Annotated in this window: 24 protein-coding genes and 1 riboswitch; of the genes, 16 read left to right on the forward strand and 8 right to left on the reverse strand. The window is 35.7% G+C overall.

Features of this window, described 5'->3' with window-relative positions:
• Positions 1-20: 20 nt before the first annotated feature.
• Positions 21-243: riboswitch (cobalamin riboswitch) on the reverse strand.
• A 69-nt stretch (positions 244-312) separates the two neighbouring features.
• The 9 genes from INR75_RS15685 (at position 313) to INR75_RS15725 (ending at position 8,460) form a co-directional block, all read left to right on the forward strand.
• Complete coding sequence (locus INR75_RS15685; RefSeq protein WP_223089526.1) at positions 313-1,452, forward strand: ABC transporter substrate-binding protein; 1,140 nt, start codon at positions 313-315, stop codon at positions 1,450-1,452.
• A complete protein-coding gene (locus INR75_RS15690; protein ID WP_223089527.1) occupies positions 1,452-2,483 on the forward strand; it encodes an iron ABC transporter permease in 1,032 nt (343 codons plus the stop codon). The genes INR75_RS15685 and INR75_RS15690 overlap by 1 nt, the downstream gene beginning before the upstream one ends.
• Positions 2,484-3,284, forward strand: coding sequence for an ABC transporter ATP-binding protein (locus tag INR75_RS15695; RefSeq protein WP_223089528.1), 801 nt, complete (start codon positions 2,484-2,486; stop codon positions 3,282-3,284).
• A 188-nt stretch (positions 3,285-3,472) separates the two neighbouring features.
• On the forward strand, positions 3,473-4,873 hold the full coding sequence (rmuC, locus tag INR75_RS15700; protein ID WP_223089529.1) for a DNA recombination protein RmuC: 1,401 nt from the start codon (positions 3,473-3,475) through the stop codon (positions 4,871-4,873).
• Positions 4,870-6,009, forward strand: coding sequence for a serine hydrolase (locus INR75_RS15705; protein ID WP_223089530.1), 1,140 nt, complete (start codon positions 4,870-4,872; stop codon positions 6,007-6,009). Before rmuC ends, INR75_RS15705 begins: the two co-directional genes overlap by 4 nt.
• 1 nt (position 6,010) lies before the next feature.
• Positions 6,011-6,379, forward strand: a complete 369-nt coding sequence (locus tag INR75_RS15710) for a 6-phosphogluconate dehydrogenase (RefSeq protein ID WP_092541199.1) — start codon at positions 6,011-6,013, stop codon at positions 6,377-6,379.
• Positions 6,376-6,927 (forward strand): acyl-CoA thioesterase, encoded by a 552-nt coding sequence (locus tag INR75_RS15715; protein ID WP_223089531.1) that lies wholly within the window; start codon positions 6,376-6,378, stop codon positions 6,925-6,927. Before INR75_RS15710 ends, INR75_RS15715 begins: the two co-directional genes overlap by 4 nt.
• A gap of 2 nt (positions 6,928-6,929) precedes the next feature.
• Positions 6,930-7,892 carry a bile acid:sodium symporter family protein gene (locus INR75_RS15720; RefSeq protein WP_223089532.1) on the forward strand — a complete coding sequence of 321 codons (963 nt, stop codon included), beginning with the start codon at positions 6,930-6,932 and terminating at the stop codon, positions 7,890-7,892.
• A 109-nt stretch (positions 7,893-8,001) separates the two neighbouring features.
• Positions 8,002-8,460, forward strand: coding sequence for a hypothetical protein (locus INR75_RS15725; RefSeq protein ID WP_223089533.1), 459 nt, complete (start codon positions 8,002-8,004; stop codon positions 8,458-8,460).
• 10 nt (positions 8,461-8,470) lie between these two features.
• Here the strand turns inward: INR75_RS15725 and INR75_RS15730 are convergent, their stop codons facing one another.
• From INR75_RS15730 to rpmH, 3 genes are all read right to left on the reverse strand, one after another.
• A complete protein-coding gene (locus INR75_RS15730; protein WP_223089534.1) occupies positions 8,471-8,875 on the reverse strand; it encodes a DUF423 domain-containing protein in 405 nt (134 codons plus the stop codon).
• A 341-nt stretch (positions 8,876-9,216) separates the two neighbouring features.
• Positions 9,217-12,069 carry a carbamoyl-phosphate synthase large subunit gene (gene carB, locus INR75_RS15735; protein WP_223089535.1) on the reverse strand — a complete coding sequence of 951 codons (2,853 nt, stop codon included), beginning with the start codon at positions 12,067-12,069 and terminating at the stop codon, positions 9,217-9,219.
• Between the two features lie 103 nt (positions 12,070-12,172).
• Positions 12,173-12,331, reverse strand: coding sequence for a 50S ribosomal protein L34 (gene rpmH / locus INR75_RS15740; RefSeq protein WP_013071475.1), 159 nt, complete (start codon positions 12,329-12,331; stop codon positions 12,173-12,175).
• 152 nt (positions 12,332-12,483) lie between these two features.
• Between rpmH and INR75_RS15745 the strand changes: the two genes are divergently transcribed.
• Both INR75_RS15745 and INR75_RS15750 read left to right on the forward strand, forming a co-directional pair.
• A complete protein-coding gene (locus tag INR75_RS15745; protein ID WP_223089536.1) occupies positions 12,484-12,999 on the forward strand; it encodes a DUF2892 domain-containing protein in 516 nt (171 codons plus the stop codon).
• 218 nt (positions 13,000-13,217) lie between these two features.
• Positions 13,218-13,967 carry a redoxin domain-containing protein gene (locus INR75_RS15750; RefSeq protein WP_223089537.1) on the forward strand — a complete coding sequence of 250 codons (750 nt, stop codon included), beginning with the start codon at positions 13,218-13,220 and terminating at the stop codon, positions 13,965-13,967.
• A 37-nt stretch (positions 13,968-14,004) separates the two neighbouring features.
• Here the strand turns inward: INR75_RS15750 and INR75_RS15755 are convergent, their stop codons facing one another.
• A complete protein-coding gene (locus INR75_RS15755) occupies positions 14,005-14,970 on the reverse strand; it encodes a lytic transglycosylase domain-containing protein (protein ID WP_223089538.1) in 966 nt (321 codons plus the stop codon).
• A 1-nt stretch (position 14,971) separates the two neighbouring features.
• Positions 14,972-15,685: an alpha/beta fold hydrolase gene (locus tag INR75_RS15760; protein ID WP_255584571.1), complete on the reverse strand. Its 714-nt coding sequence runs from the start codon at positions 15,683-15,685 to the stop codon at positions 14,972-14,974.
• Positions 15,686-15,891: 206 nt separating this feature from the next.
• On the opposite strand from INR75_RS15760, the gene INR75_RS15765 reads away from it, so the two are divergent.
• Positions 15,892-16,608 (forward strand): pirin family protein, encoded by a 717-nt coding sequence (locus INR75_RS15765; RefSeq protein WP_223089539.1) that lies wholly within the window; start codon positions 15,892-15,894, stop codon positions 16,606-16,608.
• A gap of 64 nt (positions 16,609-16,672) precedes the next feature.
• Entirely contained in the window at positions 16,673-16,978 is a 306-nt protein-coding gene (locus INR75_RS15770; RefSeq protein ID WP_223089540.1) for an N-acetyltransferase, read from the forward strand.
• On the opposite strand, the gene mtaB is transcribed toward INR75_RS15770, so the two are convergent.
• Complete coding sequence (gene mtaB / locus INR75_RS15775) at positions 16,975-18,306, reverse strand: tRNA (N(6)-L-threonylcarbamoyladenosine(37)-C(2))-methylthiotransferase MtaB (RefSeq protein ID WP_223089541.1); 1,332 nt, start codon at positions 18,304-18,306, stop codon at positions 16,975-16,977. The genes INR75_RS15770 and mtaB overlap by 4 nt on opposite strands.
• A gap of 318 nt (positions 18,307-18,624) precedes the next feature.
• On the opposite strand from mtaB, the gene INR75_RS15780 reads away from it, so the two are divergent.
• The 3 genes from INR75_RS15780 (at position 18,625) to INR75_RS15790 (ending at position 20,194) form a co-directional block, all read left to right on the forward strand.
• Positions 18,625-19,422: a HipA family kinase gene (locus tag INR75_RS15780; protein WP_223089542.1), complete on the forward strand. Its 798-nt coding sequence runs from the start codon at positions 18,625-18,627 to the stop codon at positions 19,420-19,422.
• The gene (locus INR75_RS15785) at positions 19,400-19,783 is read left to right on the forward strand and encodes a DUF3037 domain-containing protein (RefSeq protein ID WP_223089543.1); all 384 of its coding nucleotides are present in this window, start codon (positions 19,400-19,402) and stop codon (positions 19,781-19,783) included. The genes INR75_RS15780 and INR75_RS15785 overlap by 23 nt, the downstream gene beginning before the upstream one ends.
• A gap of 147 nt (positions 19,784-19,930) precedes the next feature.
• Positions 19,931-20,194: a hypothetical protein gene (locus INR75_RS15790; RefSeq protein WP_223089544.1), complete on the forward strand. Its 264-nt coding sequence runs from the start codon at positions 19,931-19,933 to the stop codon at positions 20,192-20,194.
• Between the two features lie 266 nt (positions 20,195-20,460).
• Here the strand turns inward: INR75_RS15790 and INR75_RS15795 are convergent, their stop codons facing one another.
• Both INR75_RS15795 and INR75_RS15800 read right to left on the reverse strand, forming a co-directional pair.
• A complete protein-coding gene (locus INR75_RS15795; protein WP_223089545.1) occupies positions 20,461-21,633 on the reverse strand; it encodes a GlmU family protein in 1,173 nt (390 codons plus the stop codon).
• A gap of 186 nt (positions 21,634-21,819) precedes the next feature.
• Complete coding sequence (locus INR75_RS15800) at positions 21,820-22,077, reverse strand: type B 50S ribosomal protein L31 (protein ID WP_092541229.1); 258 nt, start codon at positions 22,075-22,077, stop codon at positions 21,820-21,822.
• Positions 22,078-22,094: the final 17 nt, after the last annotated feature.

Raw genomic sequence — 22,094 nt, forward strand, 5'->3', positions numbered from 1 at the left:
CTTTTATCCCGAAAGTCAATCCGTTTTTAATAATCTCTGGCAGGTCTCCTGGCTAGCGTCCTGTAATGTACCTTCCCATCTAAAAAAGACAGTGGTTTTGAAGTTTTTTACAAGCATTCCTAAAACGGAACAAAGCTTACAGTTGCGGGAACAGCTCAGGTTTTAACTAAAATTCGATGTTTTTTTAGCGTTTCCTGATTCCCTTTTAATCGGCATAGCCGAACCAAAATTTCGATGCGAATTTAATCATTTCCCAAACGAAAGCATCTAAATTTCTAAATAATATTACTTTTGAAGTCAAAATTCATACTTGTGAAAAAAATCGGAATCCTTTTTATTTTTCTTTTAAGCCTTTCCTGTAAAGATTCAGAAAAGTCTGAAAAATCTACTAAAAACCTGCAGGGACAGGAAATTGAAATCTCATATGCCAACGGATTTTCGATCACAGAATTTGATGATTACAGTATTATCGAAGTAAATTCTCCCTGGCCAGAGGCTGAAAGAATCTTCCGCTATTTACTTGCAGAAAAAGAAGCCAAAATTCCCACAAACTTGGAATTCGATCAAAAAGTCACGATTCCTGTGCAAAAAATTGTGGTGACTTCAACAACGCATATTCCGGCTTTAGAAGCGCTAGATGAAACCGAATCTTTAAAAGGTTTTCCCGGCCTGGATTATATTTCTTCCGAAGAAACTAGAAATCTAATAAATTCCGGAGCAATAAAAGAGGTTGGAAAGAACGAAAGCTTAAATACTGAAGTCTTGATCGATCTTCAACCAGATGTTGTAATAGGTTTTGCTATTAATGCTGATAATAAAAGTTTTAGTACGATTCAAAAAACAGGAATTCCTGTAATTTATAATGGTGAATGGACGGAATCTTCAGCTCTTGGAAAAGCTGAATGGATCAAGTTCTTTGGCGCACTTTACGACAAATCCGAAGCTGCAGATTCGATTTTCGATACTATTGAAGGCAATTATAATTTGGCTAAAAAACAGGCTAAAACTATCGAAAATAAGCCCAGCGTTCTTAGTGGATCTATGTTTAAAGATCAATGGTACGTGCCTTACGGAAATAGCTGGCAGGCGCAAATGATCAAAGATGCGAACGCAAATTACCTTTGGGCAGACACTGAAGGTTCCGGGAGTCTTTCTTTGTCTTTCGAATCGGTTTTAGATAAAGCTCAAAATGCCGATTTTTGGATCAGCGCAGGGCAGTTTACATCTTATTCTGGGATGCTAGAGCAATCGCAGCATTATTCGCAGTTTAAAGCCGTTCAAGATAAAAAAGTATATTCGGTAAGTATGAGCAAAGGCGAGACCGGCGGTGTGATCTTTTACGAACTTGGGCCCAATCGCCCAGATCTCATTCTAAAAGATCTAATTTCGATATTTCATCCGCAGCTTTTAGAAAATTATGAACCAACATTTTTTAAAGCGCTTAACGATTAATGCAACATACCGGGAAATACGTATCGATATTAGTGATTTTAGTGCTCTTTTTAGTTGCGCTAATTTTACTAAATATCAGTTTAGGATCGGTAAATATTCCTGTAAAAGACATTTTTTCCTCAATTTTTAATACTGAAGTTTCCAAAGAAACCTATCGCTACATTGTTTTAGATTATCGATTACCGAAGGCTTTTACTGCTATAATCGCCGGATCTGGACTCGCAATTAGCGGATTATTGATGCAGACCATGTTTAGAAATCCGCTTGCCGGCCCTTATGTTTTGGGCTTAAGCAGCGGTGCAAGTTTGGGCGTTGCGATCGTAATTATGGGCGCTACCCTTATTGGCGGAAGCTTTGTAGCTTTAGCACTTTCTAAATGGACTTTGGTTATTGCATCGAGTTTGGGCAGTTTGATGGTACTTTTTGCGGTTGTTTTAGCATCTGTTCGATTACGCGATACGATGGCGATCTTAATTGTAGGATTGATGTTTGCCAGTTCAACCGGCGCTGTGGTGAGTATTCTAAGCTATTTTAGCCCGGCGGCACAACTACAACAATATATTTTCTGGTCTTTTGGAAGTCTTGGTGATCTTTCTTGGGCAGAAGTTGGTATCCTTGCTATTTTCTGGATTTTAGGAATTAGTTTGGCGATTTTCTGCATAAAAAATCTCAACAGTTTATTGCTTGGCGAAGAATATGCACGCAGCCTGGGAGTTAATATTAGTCAAAATCGAATGCTAATTATTATCGCTACCAGTTTACTGGCAGGTAGCATTACCGCGTTTTGTGGCCCAATTGCTTTTATAGGATTAGCAGTCCCACATTTAATTCGGCAAATCTTACCCATAAACAATCATCTTATTTTATTACCGGCAGTAATTTTAGGAGGTGCTATTTTTATGCTTATTTGCGATATCGTTGCGCAATTACCGGGAATGGAATTTACATTACCAATTAATGCTATAACTTCGCTTATAGGTGCTCCGGTAGTGATTTGGTTACTCATTAGAAAACAAAAATTCCTGTTTTAGATGAAATCAAATACTGAAAATATCACCTTAAAAACATCAAATCTTGAGATAGGTTATCAGGATAAAAACGGAGTTAAATCTATTGCTAAAAAGATTGATATTGAAGTTCACAAATCAGAATTAATCGCGGTAATCGGTGTAAATGGAATAGGAAAATCGACCTTATTACGAACAATTTCAGGAATCCAGCAACCTATTTCTGGAACAGTTGAAATTGAAGGTAAAAATCTAAATGCACTTAACGATCTGCAGCGGGCTTCACAAATTGGTTTGGTGCTTACTAACCAGCATATTTCGAAAAACCTAAGTGTTTTTGAATTGATTGCTTTAGGACGGCAACCCTATACCAATTGGCTGGGAAAACTTTCTAAAATCGATACCGAAAAGATCGAAAATGCCATTAAACTAACCTCTATTGAATCTTTAAAAGATCGAAAATGTTACGAGCTTAGCGATGGCCAGTTGCAACGCGTTTTAATTGCCAGAGCGATTGCTCAGGATACTCCGATTATCATCTTAGATGAGCCAACTACACACCTTGATATGTACCACAAAGCTTATGTGGTAAAGCTGCTGAGAAAGCTCGCAAAACAGACATGTAAAACGATCATTTTTGCGTCTCACGAGATCAATTTAGCGATACAGATTTGTGATAAGATCATCTTAATGCATCCTGAAAAAACACAAATGGACACTCCAGAAAATCTAATTTTATCTGGTGCTTTTCAGGATTTATTTCCAAAAGATTTGATTCATTTTGATGAAATTTCAGGAGCTTTTAGGATAAAAAATGAAGATTAAAATTCGCTAAAAAAGCAGTCCTTTTTTTATCGAAAATTGACATTAAATAAATTGATTTTGGAGCTATTTATTTCAGAAAAAAAAAACAAAACAATAGTGCTTCATTTCAATTAAAATTCACCTTAATTTTTATCGATTTCAGGTCTTAAAAAACTTATCATTATATTTGAAACAAACCCACTTATTACATGGATCAAATTCTGCCATTTTTAGTTGTTTTTATCGTTGCTTTAGCCTTAGGATTCGTTCTTGGGAAGCTAATTTCAGGATTAAAATCAAAAAACAAATCAGCTGTTCAGGAAGAAAAAAATAATCAACTTTTAGTTGAAATAGATAAACTTAAACAACTGGAAAATAAAAATTTAAACGAATACAAAACAAACCTAGAGAACACTAAAAATGACTTGCTAATAAAATTAGCAGAGGTAAAAAAAGAGCGTGAAAACATCAGAAAGGAAAAAGATTTCTTTAAGAACGAACTTACCCGAAAAAATGCCGATTACGAGCATCTTTTAGAACGCCAAAACGAACAGAAAAAAGAGTTGGAAAAGCTTCAGGAAAAATTCAGTATTCAGTTTGAAAATCTGGCGAATAAAATCCTCGAAAATAAGTCGGAAAAATTCACCAATTTAAACAAAGAAAATATTCAGAATATCCTCTCTCCTCTTCAGGAAAAAATTCAACTATTCGAAAAGAAAATCGAGGAAGGAAATAAAGAAAGTATTGATAGGCATGCGATGCTTCGGGAACAAATTATTGGCTTAAAAGATCTCAATTTACAAATGAGTAAAGAAGCGAATAATCTTACCAAAGCTTTAAAGGGCGATACCAAAATGCAGGGCAATTGGGGCGAGATGGTTTTGGAACGTGTTTTGGAAAAAAGTGGGCTGCAAAAAGATCGTGAATATAGCGTGCAACAATCTTTTACTACCGAGGATGGAAAACGTGTTTTACCCGATGTGATCATTAATCTTCCCGGCGAGAAAAAAATGATCATCGATTCTAAAGTTTCTTTGAATGCATATGAGCGCTATGTGAACGAAACCGAGGAAGGCGTAAAACCACTTCATCTTAAAAATCATCTTATCGCGCTTAGAAATCGGATTAACGAACTCAGCCACAAAAATTATCATCAGTTATATGATGTAGAAAGTCCAGATTTTGTATTACTTTTTATCCCTATAGAAGCTGCTTTTGCGGTAGCTTCGAATAACTATCCTAATTTGTACAGCGAAGCTTTCGATAAAAATATCATTTTGGTAACGCCAACGACGCTTTTGGCTGTTTTAAGAACCATCGATAGTATGTGGCAAAACGAAAAGCAAAAAGAGAACGCTATTGAAATTGCAACCCAGGCAGGAAAATTATACGATCAATTCACTAATCTTACTGAGGAACTTTTAAAAGTGGGCAAACAACTAAGCACGGTTCAAAATAGTTATGACGGCGCCATGAAAAAACTTACCGGAAAAGGCAATTTGATCTCTCGAGTAGAAAAACTTAAAAAATTAGGCGCAAAAGCCAGCAAACAGATCGATATGAATCTTGTAAAAAAATCCTCAAACGAACTTCCTAACCTTAATCCATGATAAAAGCATTTCGATTTTATATAATTCTCGCTCTAATTTTTATAAGCTCGCTACAAGCCCAGCAGGTTTATTTTCCGGCTTTTGGAGAATGGCAGGAAAAAGAAGGCTCAAACTATGATTATGATTTTTCTGAAGCTATAAAATTTGCTAAAGAAAATGAATATTCTGAGTCACGAGATCTTCGCCAGGCGATTTTAAAGGGATTTATGAGCGAACCCTATCATAAACTTTTAGGCCCGGTAAAAAGACGCGGTGGCCCTGCAGGAATCATTTTAAAGGACGGTTACCTGGTTTCGAAATGGGGAGATACCAAACGAGTGGACATGACCTTTAGCGTTACCAAAAGTTTTTTATCGACCACTGCCCTTTTGGCTATTGACAGCGCTTTAATTGCTCCTGACGAACTGGTTAAAGATTATGTTTGGGATAATACTTTTGAAGGTGATCACAATGCAAAGATCACCTGGGAAAATTTACTTCAGCAAAATTCAGATTGGTCTGGTGAATTATGGGGTTCTTACGATTGGGCAGATCGCCCGCCTGGAGATGGCAATATTGATAGCTGGCGCGCTAGAGAATTAAACGAACCGGGAACTTATTTTAAATACAATGATGTTCGCGTAAATGTGTTGGCTTATTCCCTGCTGAATGTTTTTAGACAACCTTTGCCAAAAATCCTGAAATCTAAAATAATGGATCCTATTGGTGCTTCTACAAGCTGGCGCTGGTATGGTTACGAGAATTCCTGGGTGACCATCGACGGACTAAAAATGCAATCTGTTAGCGGTGGTGGGCATTCTGGCGGCGGAATGTTTATTAATACTGAAGACATGGCAAGATTTGGATTGTTATTTATGAATAATGGAAACTGGAATGGAAAACAGCTAATTTCTGCTGAAGTAATAAAAGAAGCCATGCAACCTTCTACAGCCAATCCAAATTATGGCTATATGTGGTGGTTAAACCCTGAAGAATCACAAAAATGGGAAAAAATTGGCACTCATATTTTTTATGCTGCAGGATTTGGTGGTAATTTTATTGTTGTAGATCAAAAAGAAAATCTTGTTATTGTAACCAGATGGTTAGAACCTTCGAAAATCGAAGACTTCTTAAATCTTGTGTATAAGAATATTTAGAATGAAAAAAGTCCTTTACTACATTCTTGGTGGTATTTTCCTATTGTTTTTAGTATACTTCGCCTTTGCCTATTTTGCAACCTACAGTGAAGGTACACGTACCGGAGAACTTATAAAATTCAGTAAAAAAGGTGTTGTTTTTAAAACCTGGGAAGGTGAAATTAGCCAGGGAATAAGCGGCGCGCAGATCTTTAGTTTTTCAGTATTAAAAGAAGATGAAGATGTAGTTACGGCATTACGAAAAAACGAAGGTAATTACGTAAAACTATATTATGTAGAACGCTACGCTACGTTTGTTTTTTGGGGTGACACCAAATATTTTGTCACCAGAGTTGAAGAAGCACAATCCCCACATTTTAGAGATAGATGACCAATCAAAAAAAATTTAAAAGAGTAGAAGAATCACAGGTAACCATATCTGAACTTATGTTACCTAATCGATCTAATTTTAACGGAAAAATTCATGGAGGCTATGTGTTATCGCTTCTGGATCAAATCGCTTTTGCCTGCGCTTCAAAACATTCGGGTACGTATTGCGTGACGGCCAGTGTTGATACGGTAGATTTTTTAGCACCGATAGAAATTGGTGAATTACTTACCATGAAGGCCTCTGTAAACTATGTTGGTAGAAGTTCTATGGTTATTGGGATTCGTGTAGAAACCGAAAATATACAAACCGGCGAAAAGAAGCATTGTAACTCATCTTACTTCACTATGGTGGCTAAAGACGATAGCGGAAAATCTGTAAATGTTCCCGGATTGATCTTAGATAACGATCATGACATTCGTAGGTTCACAAAAAGCATCAAAAGAATTAACTACAAAAAACATAGATCTGACGAATTTGATGAAACCGATTTTGTTTCAGAAAATTATCTACACATATTAGAAGATTATAAGGTCAAAATAGAGCGTTAGTTTTGAAGTTTAACGGATTTATCGTTTCACTTTTTGGTATTATTTTACTGGCATACTTCCTTCCGCAGGGAAATGATGTATTGCCATTAAAAACAATAAGTGATATAGGAATTGGCTTTATTTTCTTTTTCTACGGATTAAAGCTTGCTCCGCAGGAAATAAAACAAGGGCTTTTAAACTACAAAGTGCATATTATCGTACAACTGACCACTTTTGTTGTTTTTCCGCTCTTAGCACTCACCTATTTACCTTTGTTTGAGCAAGGCAAAGATTCTGAATTATGGACGGCTATTTTCTTTTTAGCAACATTACCTTCTACCGTAAGTTCCTCAATCGTGATGGTTGCACTGGCTAAGGGAAATTTACCTACTGCAATCTTTAATGCCAGTTTATCTGGATTAATAGGAATTTTTGCAACACCAATCTGGCTGAGTATAATTTTAGGTAAAAGTGCCGATTTTCAGTTTATAGATGTGCTTTTAAAATTAGGCTGGCAAATTTTGGCTCCGCTTGTACTCGGACTTATTTTGCAGCGCTTTTTTGGGAATTGGGCCAGGAAACACAGTAAAAAGCTTGGTCTTTTCGATAAAGGAATCATCCTGATTATTGTTTACAGTAGTTTCAGTAATTCCTTTACTTCTAATTTGTTTAATACAATAGATCTTGGCGGTTTTATAAAGCTAATATTGGGTGTTTTAGTCTTGTTTTTTGTGGTGTACTATCTCACAGCTTTTGTTAGTAATCTTACAAAATTATCAACTGAAGATAAAATAACAGCCCAGTTCTGCGGAACCAAAAAATCTTTGGTCCACGGCTCTGTTATGGTAAAAGTGATCTTTGGAAATTCTGCAAATACCGGTTTGTTGTTACTTCCAATTATGCTTTTTCACTCTTCACAACTAATTTTGATTGCCTATTTTGCTGAAAAATATAGAAAAAGAGATCCTGAAATTGCTGAAGCCTAATACCGAATAAATTATCTCGGGGAATTATACCCTTTGGCGGTGCCAATAAAATTTTGTTAAGCGATTGGCGTTTATTGAAAGACCCTTTACCTTTATAAAAAATTAAGACATGAAATTTCGACTACTTACTCTTGGCTTAAGCAGTATTTTAATAATCTCCTGTAAAAACGATAAAGATCAGGAAACTAAAGAAACTGAGACTTTGGTTGAAGCCCAGCAGTATGAAGAAGAAGAAACTAAGATCCCGGTAAAAATGTGTTATTTATACGCCTCAGCAACCGATACGATAAGTCTTAATATTCAAAAATTAGATGAAACTATTTCTGGAAGCCTTATTTATATGCTGAAGGAGAAAGATATTAATCGCGGGCAAATTTCTGGAACGATGAAAGGCGACACTCTTTTTGCTGAATATTCCTTTATGAGTGAGGGCGAAAACTCGGTTAGGCCAGTTATGTTTTTACAAAAGGACAACCAACTTATAGAAGCTTACCTTACAGAAGATAGTACTTCTTATAAATTCAATGAAGATTTCGCCTTAACTCGCACCAATTGTGGTGTGAATTAGAAAATTTATCTTATTGCGCAGGATTTAAATAAGTAGCAATTTCAGCAATATTGATCGTAAATAAGATCCAACCAATAATAAGTATGAGTCCGCCTAATGGCGTTACAGGTCCCAAAAAACGCATTTTTTTACCCGCAGCGTCACTTAAAACCAATCCATAGATACTGAATGAAAAAAGTAGAACGCCAACTACAAAACACCATCCCGTAATTTGCTGAGAAACCTCCCGAAACGGAAAAGCTATCGCTGTAATGATAAGAATTAAAGCGTGATACATTTGGTAACGTACGCCGGTTTCAAAACTTGATAATTGATCTTCAGATAATCGCTTTTTCAGCGCATGTGCTCCAAAGGCACCAAAGATCACGGCTAAAGTTCCGTACACACCACCTATAATTAAAAAAAGCTCTTTCATTATTTATAAAATTGATTCTGTTTTTGATTATCAGTAATTTGTAATAATTCGTTGTTTTTGTCATTCGGGACTTGATCCGGAATCTCATACTGTTTTGAAAAACAAAATATTGGAATGAGACCCTGAATCAAGTTCAGGGTGACCACACCTCATTATGATTTATGCGGACATTCAATTCCGTTTTATCGAATTTCGGGATAAATTCAGCATTGAATATTTTTCAAAATAAACTACCTCAAAGCATTATACCTTTTGGCGGTGCCAATAAAAAATCCTCTGCAAAATTCAGTTTAAATAAAACCTAAAATTACAGAGGATAATATATGATTATCTAAGCGCTCCTATTTGCTTAGATACATTTTTCTGCGTGTATAAAGATTGTAGAAATCATCGTCTTTAAGATCTTTGATAAATAAGATACTTTCTCCTGTACTCTTCATCTCTGGCCCCAATTGTTTATTTACTTTATGGAACTTTTCAAAAGAGAATACCGGTTGCTTGATCGCATATCCATCTAACTGTGGATTAAAGCTAAAATCTTTAATTTTCTTATCACCAAGCATCACTTTAGTTGCGTAATTCACATAAGGCTCTTTGTAAGCTTTCGCGATAAACGGAACTGTTCTCGATGCTCTTGGGTTTGCTTCGATGATATAAACCTTGTCATCTTTGATGGCAAACTGAATATTGATTAATCCCACTGTATTTAAAGCTAGTGCAATTTTTCTAGTATGATCTTTAATTTGTTGCAGTACAAGATCTCCAAGCGTAAAAGGAGGTAGTAATGCATTAGAATCACCAGAGTGAATACCACATGGCTCGATATGTTCCATAATTCCTATGATATACACATCTTCACCATCACAGATCGCGTCAGCTTCAGCTTCGATAGCACCGTCTAAATAATGGTCTAGTAATAATTTGTTGTTAGGTATCTTACGTAAAAGATCCACAACAGTTTCTTCTAATTCCTGTTTATTGATCACGATCTTCATTCCCTGACCTCCAAGAACGTAAGAAGGACGCACTAAGATTGGGAAATCTAATTGATCGGCTAATTTAAGTGCTTCTTCAGCATTTTCTGCAGTTCCGAATTCTGGATAAGGAATATCATTATTTTGAAGAAGTGTAGAGAAACTACCACGATCTTCAGCAAGATCTAGTGCTTCAAAACTAGTTCCCATAATTTTGATTCCGTAGCGCTCTAGTTTTTCAGCAAGTTTTAAAGCTGTTTGCCCACCAAGCTGAACAATTACTCCTTCTGGTTTTTCATGACGAATAATATCATAGATATGCTCCCAGAATACCGGCTCAAAATAAAGTTTATCGGCAACATCAAAATCTGTAGAAACCGTTTCTGGGTTACAGTTGATCATAATGGTTTCGTAACCACACTCTGAAGCTGCTAGAACTCCGTGTACACAACTATAATCAAACTCGATTCCCTGGCCTATTCGGTTTGGTCCAGATCCAAGAACAACGATCTTTTTACGATCTGTAACTACACTTTCGTTAGAAGTATATTTATTACCATCTGCAGTTTCGATCTCTGCTTCAAAAGTTGAGTAATAATAAGGCGTTTCTGCCTTAAACTCGGCCGCACAGGTATCTACAAGTTTGTAAACCCTATTAATATTTTGTTCACTACGCTTGTTATAAACTTCGCTCTCTAAACATTTTACCATGTAAGCGATCTGTCTATCTGCAAAACCTTTTTGTTTTGCTTCTAGCATTAGATCTTTTGGAAGTGAATTTATATCGTAGTTGCTAATTTCTTTCTCTAACATGTAAAGCTCCTCGTATTGCTTAAGGAACCACATATCGATCTTAGTGATATCGTGGATACGGCTTAGCGGAATACCTGCCTGGATAGCATCATAAATTACGAAAACACGATCCCAGCTTGCGTAGGTAAGCTTTTCTATAATTTCTTCGTACTTGGTATATCCTTTACCATCTGCACCAAGACCATTTCTCTTGATCTCTAAAGACTGAGTTGCTTTATGCAAAGCCTCCTGAAATGAACGGCCAATACCCATTACTTCACCAACCGCTTTCATCTGAAGTCCTAAAGTTCTATCTGAACCTTCGAACTTATCGAAGTTCCAACGAGGAATTTTTACGATCACATAGTCTAAAGATGGCTCGAATAAAGCTGAAGTAGATTGCGTAATTTGATTATCTAATTCATCTAAAGTATATCCTAGTGCCAGTTTTGTTGCAACTTTCGCAATTGGATAACCAGTTGCTTTAGAAGCTAATGCAGAAGATCTTGATACACGAGGGTTGATCTCGATCGCATAGATTTCTTCTTTTTCATCTGGACTTACGGCAAACTGTACGTTACATCCACCTGCAAAATCCCCAATACTACGCATCATTTTAATCGCTAGGTCACGCATTCTTTGGAAAGCGCTATCACTAAGCGTCATCGCCGGAGCAACAGTGATCGAATCTCCAGTATGGATTCCCATAGGATCCATATTTTCGATCGTACAGATAATCACAACATTATCATTCTTATCACGAAGTAGCTCTAACTCGTATTCTTTCCAACCAAGAAGTGCCTTATCAATAAGAACCTCATGAATAGGAGAAGCTTCCAAACCGCGAGTAAGCATCTCGTCGAAATCCTCTGCTTTATGAACAAAACCAGCTCCACTTCCTCCTAAAGTAAAAGAAGCTCTAATAACTAGAGGAAAACCAAATTCCTGCGCTACTTCTTTACCTTGCAGGTAAGAAGTTACAGTTTTTGCAGGAGCAACGGGTATACCAATACGTCCCATTAATTGCTTAAACTGCTCTCTATCCTCTGTGATATTGATGGCATCGATATCTACACCAATAAGCTTCACATTATAATCTTCCCAGATTCCTTTATCATCAGCTTCGATACAAAGATTTAAGGCAGTTTGACCTCCCATTGTAGGCAATACAGCATCAATGTTTGGATGCGCCTCGAGAATCTCGATGATCGACTTCGTAGTAAGCGGCTTAAGATAAACATGATCTGCCATAGAAGGATCTGTCATGATCGTAGCCGGGTTAGAGTTGATAAGGATCGTCTCTATACCGTCTTCACGTAAAGATCTAAGTGATTGCGTTCCTGAATAATCGAATTCACAGGCCTGTCCGATCACAATCGGTCCAGAACCAATAATCAAAATACTTTTAAGATTGTTGTTTTTGGGCATTTTAAATTGTGTTGTGGTGGTATAAATGTAAGAAGCTATTAGATATAAAAAAAGGCGTTACCTAAAAAGTAACACCTTTAATATTTTAAATCACTAACTATCATTAGTGTTTATGTCTGTTTTCAGAAGATACAGATAATTTCTTTCTTCCTTTTGCTCTTCTTCTAGCAAGCACCTTTCTACCGTTCACACTAGCCATACGCTCTCTAAATCCGTGCTTGTTTTTTCTTTTTCTCTTAGATGGTTGAAACGTTCTTTTCATTTTACTGTATCTTTAAACTTCTGTGAAATCTTTTTAATTGCTCTTTTTAAAACTGCGTGCAAATATACAAAGCTTTTTAACTCTTCCAAACAGAAAATTAAAATATTTTTAAATCTTTTTATTACCTTTGGCGGCTCAAAAATCAATAGACTATGTTCAATAAAAATATAAAGTTAGTTTTAGCGGGATTAGTTGTAGCGGCAGCCGTTTGGCAATTTATCGAAGGATACATTGGCAATGGTATAATGCTTATACTTTTAGCAGGGATCTTTGTATTTTTATATTTTAAGAACGAGATTATTCTTCTAGCTTTTTTACGTTTAAGAAAGCAGGATTTTCCAGGTGCTAAAAAGTGGCTGGATAAAATAAAGAATCCAGAAGGCGCACTTACCAGAAAACAGCAAGGTTATTATTGGTATTTACACGGTTTAATGGTTTCTCAAACTAATATCACTCAAGCTGAAAAACACTTCAAAAAAGCAATAAAACTTGGTCTAGCCATGGATCACGATCTTGCTATGGCGAAATTGAATCTTGCGGGAATCGCTATGACGAAAAGAAGGAAACGCGAAGCTACCAATCTTCTTGCTGAAGCCAAAAAACTTGATAAACATGGTATGCTTACCGACCAGATAAGAATGATGAAACAGCAAATGAAAAAGATTTAAGCTGTAAATCTTGATTCTCTTCAACTCAAAACTACCTGGAGGCAAGTCTGTAAGTCATTTTTTTAAATCGTCTTTGTATCGAGGCAAGCCTTTCGGCTTTTATTTTCTATTATCGAGTAAACTAATGGGCTAATAATTATGTCCTTAGTCGAAATTATTTCTTTTTACCCTTAGTATTGTCTATCTTTGATATACTATTAATTACAGTCTAAACTTCAATGAAGCAATATTTATATGCATTATTGATTTTTCTGTCTTTAAGCGCGTCATCAGTTTCTGCCCAAAAAACCGACACGATCAATAAAGATAAAGTGCTTTTCACTGAAGCTTTAGCCCTACATTTAGCCGATTATAACGAGAAAGCAGACTTTGCTTTTAGACAGAGAAATTATAAAGAAGGTCAGCGTTTATTCGATTCTTTAACGGTAAACCACCTGGCAGGATCTTATATTGACAATTTTAAGTTCAATAACTTAAAAGGAAAAGAAGTAGATCTCTATGATTTCGAAAAATCAATTTATTTGATCACCTATGCATCATGGTGCATCCCCGGTAAAGGCGCCATTCCCGCTATAAACGATATTGCATCGAAATATCGAAATAAAGTTCAGGTTATTGTTTTATTTTGGGATACTCGCGAGAAAGTGAAAAAAGTTTCTAAAGAATTTAGTAACGCTGTCGATATTGTTTATGTAGACGAAACTAAAAATAAGTCACCTTATGTCGTAAAACAATTGAAGCATTCTTTAGGTCTCCCCACTTGCTTCCTTATCAACAATGATAAGAAGATAATGGATATCACTAGATACACTGCAGTGGCTTATGGAACTCCTATTGAAAATGCATTAAAGAAAAACTTCAATCAAATCGATGAAGGAATCACTTCTTTTTTAATTAAAGATGACGAAACTATTTCAAAATCAAGATTAGCTTCATCCAATAAAGAAAAAAATAAAAACGAGCGTTAAAACGCCCGTTTTCGATTTACAATCTTATACTAATTTCTTATTTAATCTTTGAATATCCTTGGGTATAATAACCTTCCTCTGGAATATCGATATAATAAGCTTTTCCTGATGCATTATTTAGATGTGCTTCACGCAACCAGGGATTATGTATTTTTAAGATCTTATAAGTAATCCCAAATTCCGAAGCAAAATCAGGGAAATCGTTTACAACGGTATCTACTTTAACTTTTTTCGTCGGAATATGCTGGTAAAGATCTGATTCTTCAAATTTGAAGCCATATTCGTAAGGGTTCGACATGATTTCTTTTAGTGCCAAGATCCTGAACATGTAACGACCAGTTTCTTCTCCTAGCAACAAATCATAATAATCGGTTACTTTTTGTCGTTCTTGCTGTCTTGCTACACCTGCCTTACCCGCATTGTAAGCCGCTGCCGCCAAGGTCCAACTTCCAAAATCTTCCTTCGATTCTTTTAAATACTGGCATGCAGCTCTTGTAGCTTTTTCAATATGGTAACGCTCATCAACGTTGCTATTAATTTCAAGACCAAGCTCACGACCAGTTCCTTTTAGTAATTGCCAAAATCCAACAGCATTTGCAGGACTTACCGCCTGTGTTAATCCGCTTTCTATAACAGCCAAATATTTAAAATCATCTGGTACGCCTTCCTCCTTCAAAATTGGTTCTATTACAGGGAAATATTTATTGGCTCGCTTCATCAACAACAAAGCATTAGACTGCCAATACGTGTTTACCAATAATTCTCTATCTAAGCGCTCGTAGATATCAGGATCTGTTAGCGGAACAGATTCTCCTGCAAAATCGATATTTTCAGGAATACTTAAAGCTTTAATTGTATAAACTTTAGCGACATTTTTATCGAATGTTTCCTGGTAGACTTCCTTATGTTCTTCTTGGATATCCGGACTCTGTACCGCTTCTGTAATTGCAAAAAAGACTGTTGCGGCTCCTACTACAATTAGTCCTGTTTTTAAGATTTTCATGTTATATTTTAATAATTTTCGGATTATTCTCTATTGCTTCTTTTCCTTTCAGAATTAAATCTGGCAGATATTTATTAAACCATCGAAATCGATTAATGATCATCACATGGGTTCCTCCTTTTATAACGATCGCATCGTTAATATATTTAATAGGAAATACGATATCCTTATCACCATGAATATGTATGATCTCAGGATTTACCGTACTACAATCCCATGCAACCATATTCTGAATGGCCCACGAAAGATAATATTTATCACGAACCGACAAATATTGTCGATATAATTTTGCTCTTTTTTTTAAATAATCATTTACAGCCACTTTTTCCAGGTGATCGATATAATCCAGTAATCCAATTGGTAGCAATCTATGAACCCCTGTCTTGTGGGCGAATTTCATTTTTTTAGGTAATTCGTCCCGGCATTTTACGCTAGAAATAATAATTAACCGCCTTACCTTAAAATGTTTTGCCATTTCCTGTACAATAACTCCGCCAAAAGAAACGCCAATTAAAACTATATTTTCATGATGGATATTTTCTACAATTCTTTTAGAGTATTCCTGGATACTTTCATTTTTAACCGGAATTAACCATTTTAACCAATGAATTTTAAATTGATCTTCGGGTAGCTCGATAAACTCAAAGATCGAAGGATTGGCTGCCATTCCCGGCATAAAGTATACGTGAATCAATTGGTTATCGCTATCACTCATGTTAGTAAAAGACTAAATGCAGCCTTAAAAATTGTAATTTTACTCAATAATTGAGATTAAACATTCTGGTCGCATTCCACTAATTATCGAGATCGGCTAGCAGTAAAAAATATAAATTTTGGCTAAACTTCTATACTCATTACCCCGAGGAAGTTTACTTTCAAAAATAAGATTTAATTATTGGCTTACATAAAAGAAAAAGAAAAATGAAAAAGACAATTTATCCAGCAGATTTAAGAGGAAAGGCAGATTTTGGGTGGCTTAATGCCCGCTATTCTTTTAGCTTCGCAAATTATTTTAATCCTAATAATGTTCACTTCGGACTTTTAAGGGTTTTAAATGACGATCTTATTAAAGGCGGAATGGGTTTTGGAACGCATCCTCACCAAAATATGGAAATTATCAGTATCCCGCTACAAGGTGCCATTGCTCACAAAGATTCTATGGGAAATGCTTCAACCATTAATGCGGGTGAAGTACAAGTGATGAGTGCCGGTACTGGTGTAGAGCATAGCGAATTTAACCCAAATCATTCTGAAACGCTTAATCTTTTACAGATCTGGATCTTTCCTGAAAAAGAAAATGTTGAACCTAGATACGATCAGAAAAACTTTTCAGAATTACTTAATCCTAATAAACTGGTTACCGTTGTTGGACCAAAAGGAAATGATTTTGAAAATGCGCTTTGGATCCACCAGCAAGCTTATCTGTCTCTTGGTAATTTTGAAGAAGGCACAAATTTTGCTTATACTATAAATGGAAAAAATAGCGGTGTTTACGTATTTTTAATTGAAGGCGAAGCCAGCATTGACGGCGAAAAGCTGAATAAGAGAGATGCAATGGGAATTTCTGAAATTACATCTTTTGAAGTTTCCTTCAGCAAAGACAGTAAAATACTGCTTATCGAAGTACCAATGGAGTAAGAATAACACTTTCTGAATTCGGTAAAATCCATATTTGCCGAATTCAGAATTAAATATTTATAAGATGAATGATGAGGAATTTAAGATTACTAAAAATGAATTTTTACGACAATTCGAAACGACCCTAAACGGAGAATTAGCGGTTATCGAATATTCAGATCAAGATCGTAAGGTTTTTCTAACAAAACTTAGAATGCCTAAAGATTTTGAAGATGAAGAGAATACCAACAAATTTATTGAAGCCGTTTTAGCCGAAATTAAAGAAAATAGCAATTCTCGTGTTATGCCAACGCATCCAGATATTGCTAAATTTATGCGGCGTAATCGCAGAAGATATAAAGATCTTTTACCAGTTGGAATAAATATTTAAGCACTAATTGCTTCTTTAGCGTATTCAAATCTTACAAGACCATCTTCGTCGATTTCAGTAAGCTGAATTTGATGAAGCGTATTTACAAGCTCCGGATTCCACGGGGCTTTTACTTTTACGTAATTCTCTGTAAATCCGTGAATATACCCTTCTTTATTTTCACCTTCAAAAAGAACGGTGTGCGTTGTTCCTAACTGACTTTCGTAAAATGCTCTACGCTTTTTAGCAGAAAGACCACGCAACATTTTACTACGCTTTTTACGCACCTTATTAGAGACTACTCCACTCATCTCGGCGGCAGGAGTATTATCTCGTTCAGAATAGGTGAAAACGTGTAGATAGGAAATATCAAGTTCAGTCAAAAATTTATAAGTTTCCAGAAAATGTTCATCGGTTTCACCAGGAAAACCAACAATTACATCTACACCAATACAGGCATCTGGCATCACTTTTTTAATTTGCGCAACGCGATCTACATATAATTCACGCAAATAACGACGACGCATTAATTTTAAAATATCATTACTCCCACTTTGTAGCGGAATATGAAAATGCGGCACAAACGTATTGCTTTGCGACACAAAATCGATGGTCTCGTTTTTAAGCAAATTCGGTTCGATAGAAGAAATTCTAAGCCTTTCGATACCTTCAACTTCATCTAGGGCTTTTACCAAATCCAGGAAAGTATGCTCATGCTTTTTATTTCCAAACTCACCTTTCCCATAGTCACCAATATTCACCCCGGTAAGCACGATTTCCTTAATCCCCTGTTCAGAAATTTCAGCAGCATTTTTTAGAACATTATCAAGCTTGTCACTCCTTGAAATTCCGCGTGCTAAAGGAATTGTACAATACGTACATTTATAATCACAACCATCCTGAACTTTTAGAAAGGCACGGGTACGATCGCCTATAGAATAGGATCCTACGTAAAAATCGGCTTCCTGAATTTCGCAGCTGTGTACTTCTCCAAAATCGTTTTTAGAAAGATCGTTAAGATAATCTGTAATCTTAAATTTTTCTGTAGCGCCCAAAACAAGATCAACTCCATCTACCGCAGCCAGTTCTTCTGGTTTTAATTGTGCATAACAACCAACACCAACTACAAAGGCATCTTCATTTGATTTTTGAGCCTGTTTTACGATGGTTTTAAAGCGCTTATCTGCATTTTCTGTAACAGAACATGTGTTGATCACATAAATATCTGCATGCTCGTTAAATTCTACCTTCTGAAATCCTTCATCCTGGAAAGATCTTGCTATCGTTGAAGTTTCAGAGAAATTTAATTTACATCCTAGCGTATAAAAAGCAACTTTTTTATCCATCATTTTCCTGCTCTTTTCAGCAAAAACACGTTTCACCTTATTTGGGCTGCAAATATACTATCTAAAATTGGTTTACTAAAATTGACAGTATTGTTTTAATCTTTGAAAACCAACCGTTTAAAAAATTATTCATCCATTTTAACCAATATCCATTTTCAAGAAAGATTAATTCCTGAGAGATTCTGAAAAAATAAGACTTCAAAACCACCAATTTCAGTACAGATATTTCTAAAGCTCAACTACAAAAACTGCTGCTATTTTTCAACAATCTTAGGTTTACGAGCATTTATAAAAAATTATATTTGCTGAAAATAATAAAAGATGAGCAGTAAAGCTTTGGAATTACGAAGGGTTAATGTGATGCGGTACATCACGCCTTTACGAGAAGGCGGTTCTTTACCTGCGCTGGCCGATGCCGACGATGGTTTTAAATATGTAATAAAATTTAGAGGCGCCGGGCATGGTAGCAAAGCTTTAATTGCCGACTTAATTGGTGGTGAAATTGCACGTTTTTTAGGCTTTAATGTTCCTGAAATTGTTTTTGCTGAATTAGACGAAGCTTTTGGTAGAACTGAGGGCGATGAAGAAATTCAGGATTTACTTAAAGGGAGTCAGGGTTTGAATTTAGGGCTTCATTTTCTATCTGGAGCGATAAATTATGATCCTGTGGTTACTGAAATCGATCCTGGAACCGCTTCGAAAATTGTTTGGCTGGATGCTTATTTAACCAATATCGATCGCACATTTAGAAACACCAATATGCTAAGCTGGCACAAAGAATTATGGCTTATAGATCATGGTGCATCCTTGTATTTTCATCACTCCTGGACCAACTGGGAGAAAACCGCAAAAACACCATTCGCTTTTATCAAAGATCATGTTTTACTGCCACAAGCCAGTAAACTTAGGGAAGCCGATAAAGAGTTTAAAAAAAAATTAACTCCTGAAGTTCTACAAAATATCGTGAATTTAATTCCTGAAGATTGGTTACTTTGGGAAGGCGCCGATGAATCCCCCGAAGAAATTAGAGAAGTTTACTTTAACTTCTTAAAAATACGATTAACTCATTCTGAAATTTTCACAAAACAAGCGCAAGATGCAAGAGAATCACTTATATGAGTATGCCGTAATTAGGATCGTTCCTAAAGTTGAACGTGAAGAATTTATAAATGTGGGCGTGGGAATTTATTCTAAAAGCACAAGATTTATCAATATGCGCTATCATCTTAATAAAGAAAAATTAAAAGCGATTTGCCCCGATTGTGATCTAGAAGAAATCGAAAAGAACTTAGATTCTTTTAAACGCATTTGTAAAGGTGAAAAAAATGCAGGACCAATTGGACAAATGGATGCGGCTTCCAGATTTCGATGGTTAACCGCCACGAGAAGTTCAGTAATTCAGACTTCTAAAACACACCCGGGCTTTAGTAAAAATTTAGAAAAAACATTAGATTGTTTATTTGAAGAGTTGGTTTTGTGAGATTGAAACTAGATTATCGAACGTTATAAAACCAGACGAAATGTTTTTTTAATAATTTATTGAATTTTCTTTATATCTTCTGTTTTAAAATTAATCGACATAGATTCTACACTCTAGACTCTATTTTCTTTTTTCTAAATTAAAAATATGAGTTTTGGTAGTGCCATAGCAGCAATTGTAAGTCAGCGGAACAACAGGAGAAAAAGAACATCTCAACTAGAGCGCTATGCCGAAAAAACAGGGGCTAAACATGGAAAACTTAGCGACTACGATAAACTTTCTGAAGAAGAACTAAGTGAATTAGGCAAAAAAATTAAGGCTGAAAATAACAAAAAGCGGCAAAGAGTTATCGCCTTTACCGCTGTAATTATGATTATTGTTATTTCAATTTTTATGCATTTTATGTTTTAGACTTCATGCTTTTTTAGATATTAAAAAATTCTAACTTCTAATATCTAAAAGCTAAGCGATCTAAAATCTAATACGATAAGATCCCGGATCAAGTCAGGGATGACATACATTCAATTAATCCTAGTCATTCTGAATCCTTAGTCTTGAAACGATTGCCCAAAAAGCTAAGAGCTGAAGGCTGAGAGCTTCTCATTCAACAGAAAGAAGTGATAAGCATTTGACTTAGATTCACTGTAATCTGTAAACCGTAAACAGTGAACTAGTAACTAATACCTACGATATTTAGAAGTTTCTTCAAAAACATGTTCTAAAATTGCTTCATCCTGCTCGGTGAATTCCATTTTACGACGCTCTAAAACAAGCCTGGCAACTTCAAAGACCTTTTTTGTCTGGTATGTTGTCATTCCAGCGCTTCCACCCCAACTAAAACTCGGAATAAAATTCCGTGGATATCCAGTTCCGAAGATATTACAACTCACACCAACCACCGTACCGGTATTAAACATTGAATTGATTCCGCATTTACTATGATCGCCCATCATTAAACCACAAAATTGGAGTCCGGTTTTAGCAAAACCTTCTGTTTCATAATCCCATAAACGGACTTCAGCATAATTATTTTTTAGATTGGAGTTATTGGTATCTGCACCTAAGTTACACCATTCGCCTAACACCGAATTCCCTAAATAACCTTCGTGACCTTTGTTAGAATTTTGGAACATCACAGCATTATTGATCTCTCCTCCTGCTCTACTTCCAGGACCAATCGTTGTCGCTCCATAGATCTTAGCTCCCATCTTTACAATGGCTTCTTCACCAATAGCAATAGGTCCTCTAAAAAAACAGCCTTCCATTACCAGTGCATCTTTACCAATATAAATTGGGCCATTACTGGCATTTAACGAACAATTTTCTACGACAGCACCTTCTTCGATAAAAATATTCTCGGCGTTTTTTACATAATTTGAAGGATCTATAGGCTGAGATTTGCGATCTTCAGTGATTAATTCAAAATCAAATTTTATTGCAATATCATTTTTTGAAAAAATATCCCAGGTATGCTCTAATTTTAGTACATCTCCAGCGATTTCTAATTGGTTATATACTGAAAAATCTACGTCCTGATCTTCTTCGGTGTAAAAAGCGACAATTTCTTCTCCATCAAAAATTGCTTCATTTTTTTGTAGATTCTTGATCTGATTGATAAATGCTGAAGAAGGAAAATAAGCCGCATTGATCATAACATTTTGTTCGAACTCTACCAAAGGCCATTTCTCGCTTAGATAATCTTCTGTGATCGTTGAAGTGGTAGATCCCAATATAAGTTCCCAGCGCTCTCTCATGCTAAGAATTCCAAAACGAATATCTGCCACCGGTCTTGTAAAAGTAAATGGGAGCAATTGATTTCTTACCGAACCATCAAAAAGTATATAATTCATTTCCGCACAAAATTTTTATAAAGTTAAAGCGAATTGGGGAAGTTTAAAGAAAATGAAGTTAAAATCGATTTAAATTGACTCTTCTCATATTTCAATTTCTGTGGTAGAGAATACCAAAGTCAATTTTTAGCAAATAAAAAAAGGCTGCAAATTGCAGCCTTACTATATCGTTGAATCCTAAAAAAATTATTTTTTCTTTTTGAATTTCGCGTATTTGTTCTTGAATTTATCAATTCTACCAGCACTATCCACAAGCTTAGTTTGCCCGGTATAGTATGGATGAGAAGTTCTAGAGATTTCCAATTTGATTAATGGATACTCATTACCTTCTACTTCGATAGTTTCTTTTGTCTTCGCGGTAGATTTTGTAATGAATACATCGTCGTTAGACATATCTTTAAATGCTACCAATCTATAATTTTCCGGATGGATTCCTTGCTTCATCGCTTTGATCTTTTAAT

Origin of the sequence: Zunongwangia sp. SCSIO 43204 (assembly GCF_019904275.1) — a bacterium.
GTDB lineage: Bacteria > Bacteroidota > Bacteroidia > Flavobacteriales > Flavobacteriaceae > Zunongwangia > Zunongwangia mangrovi.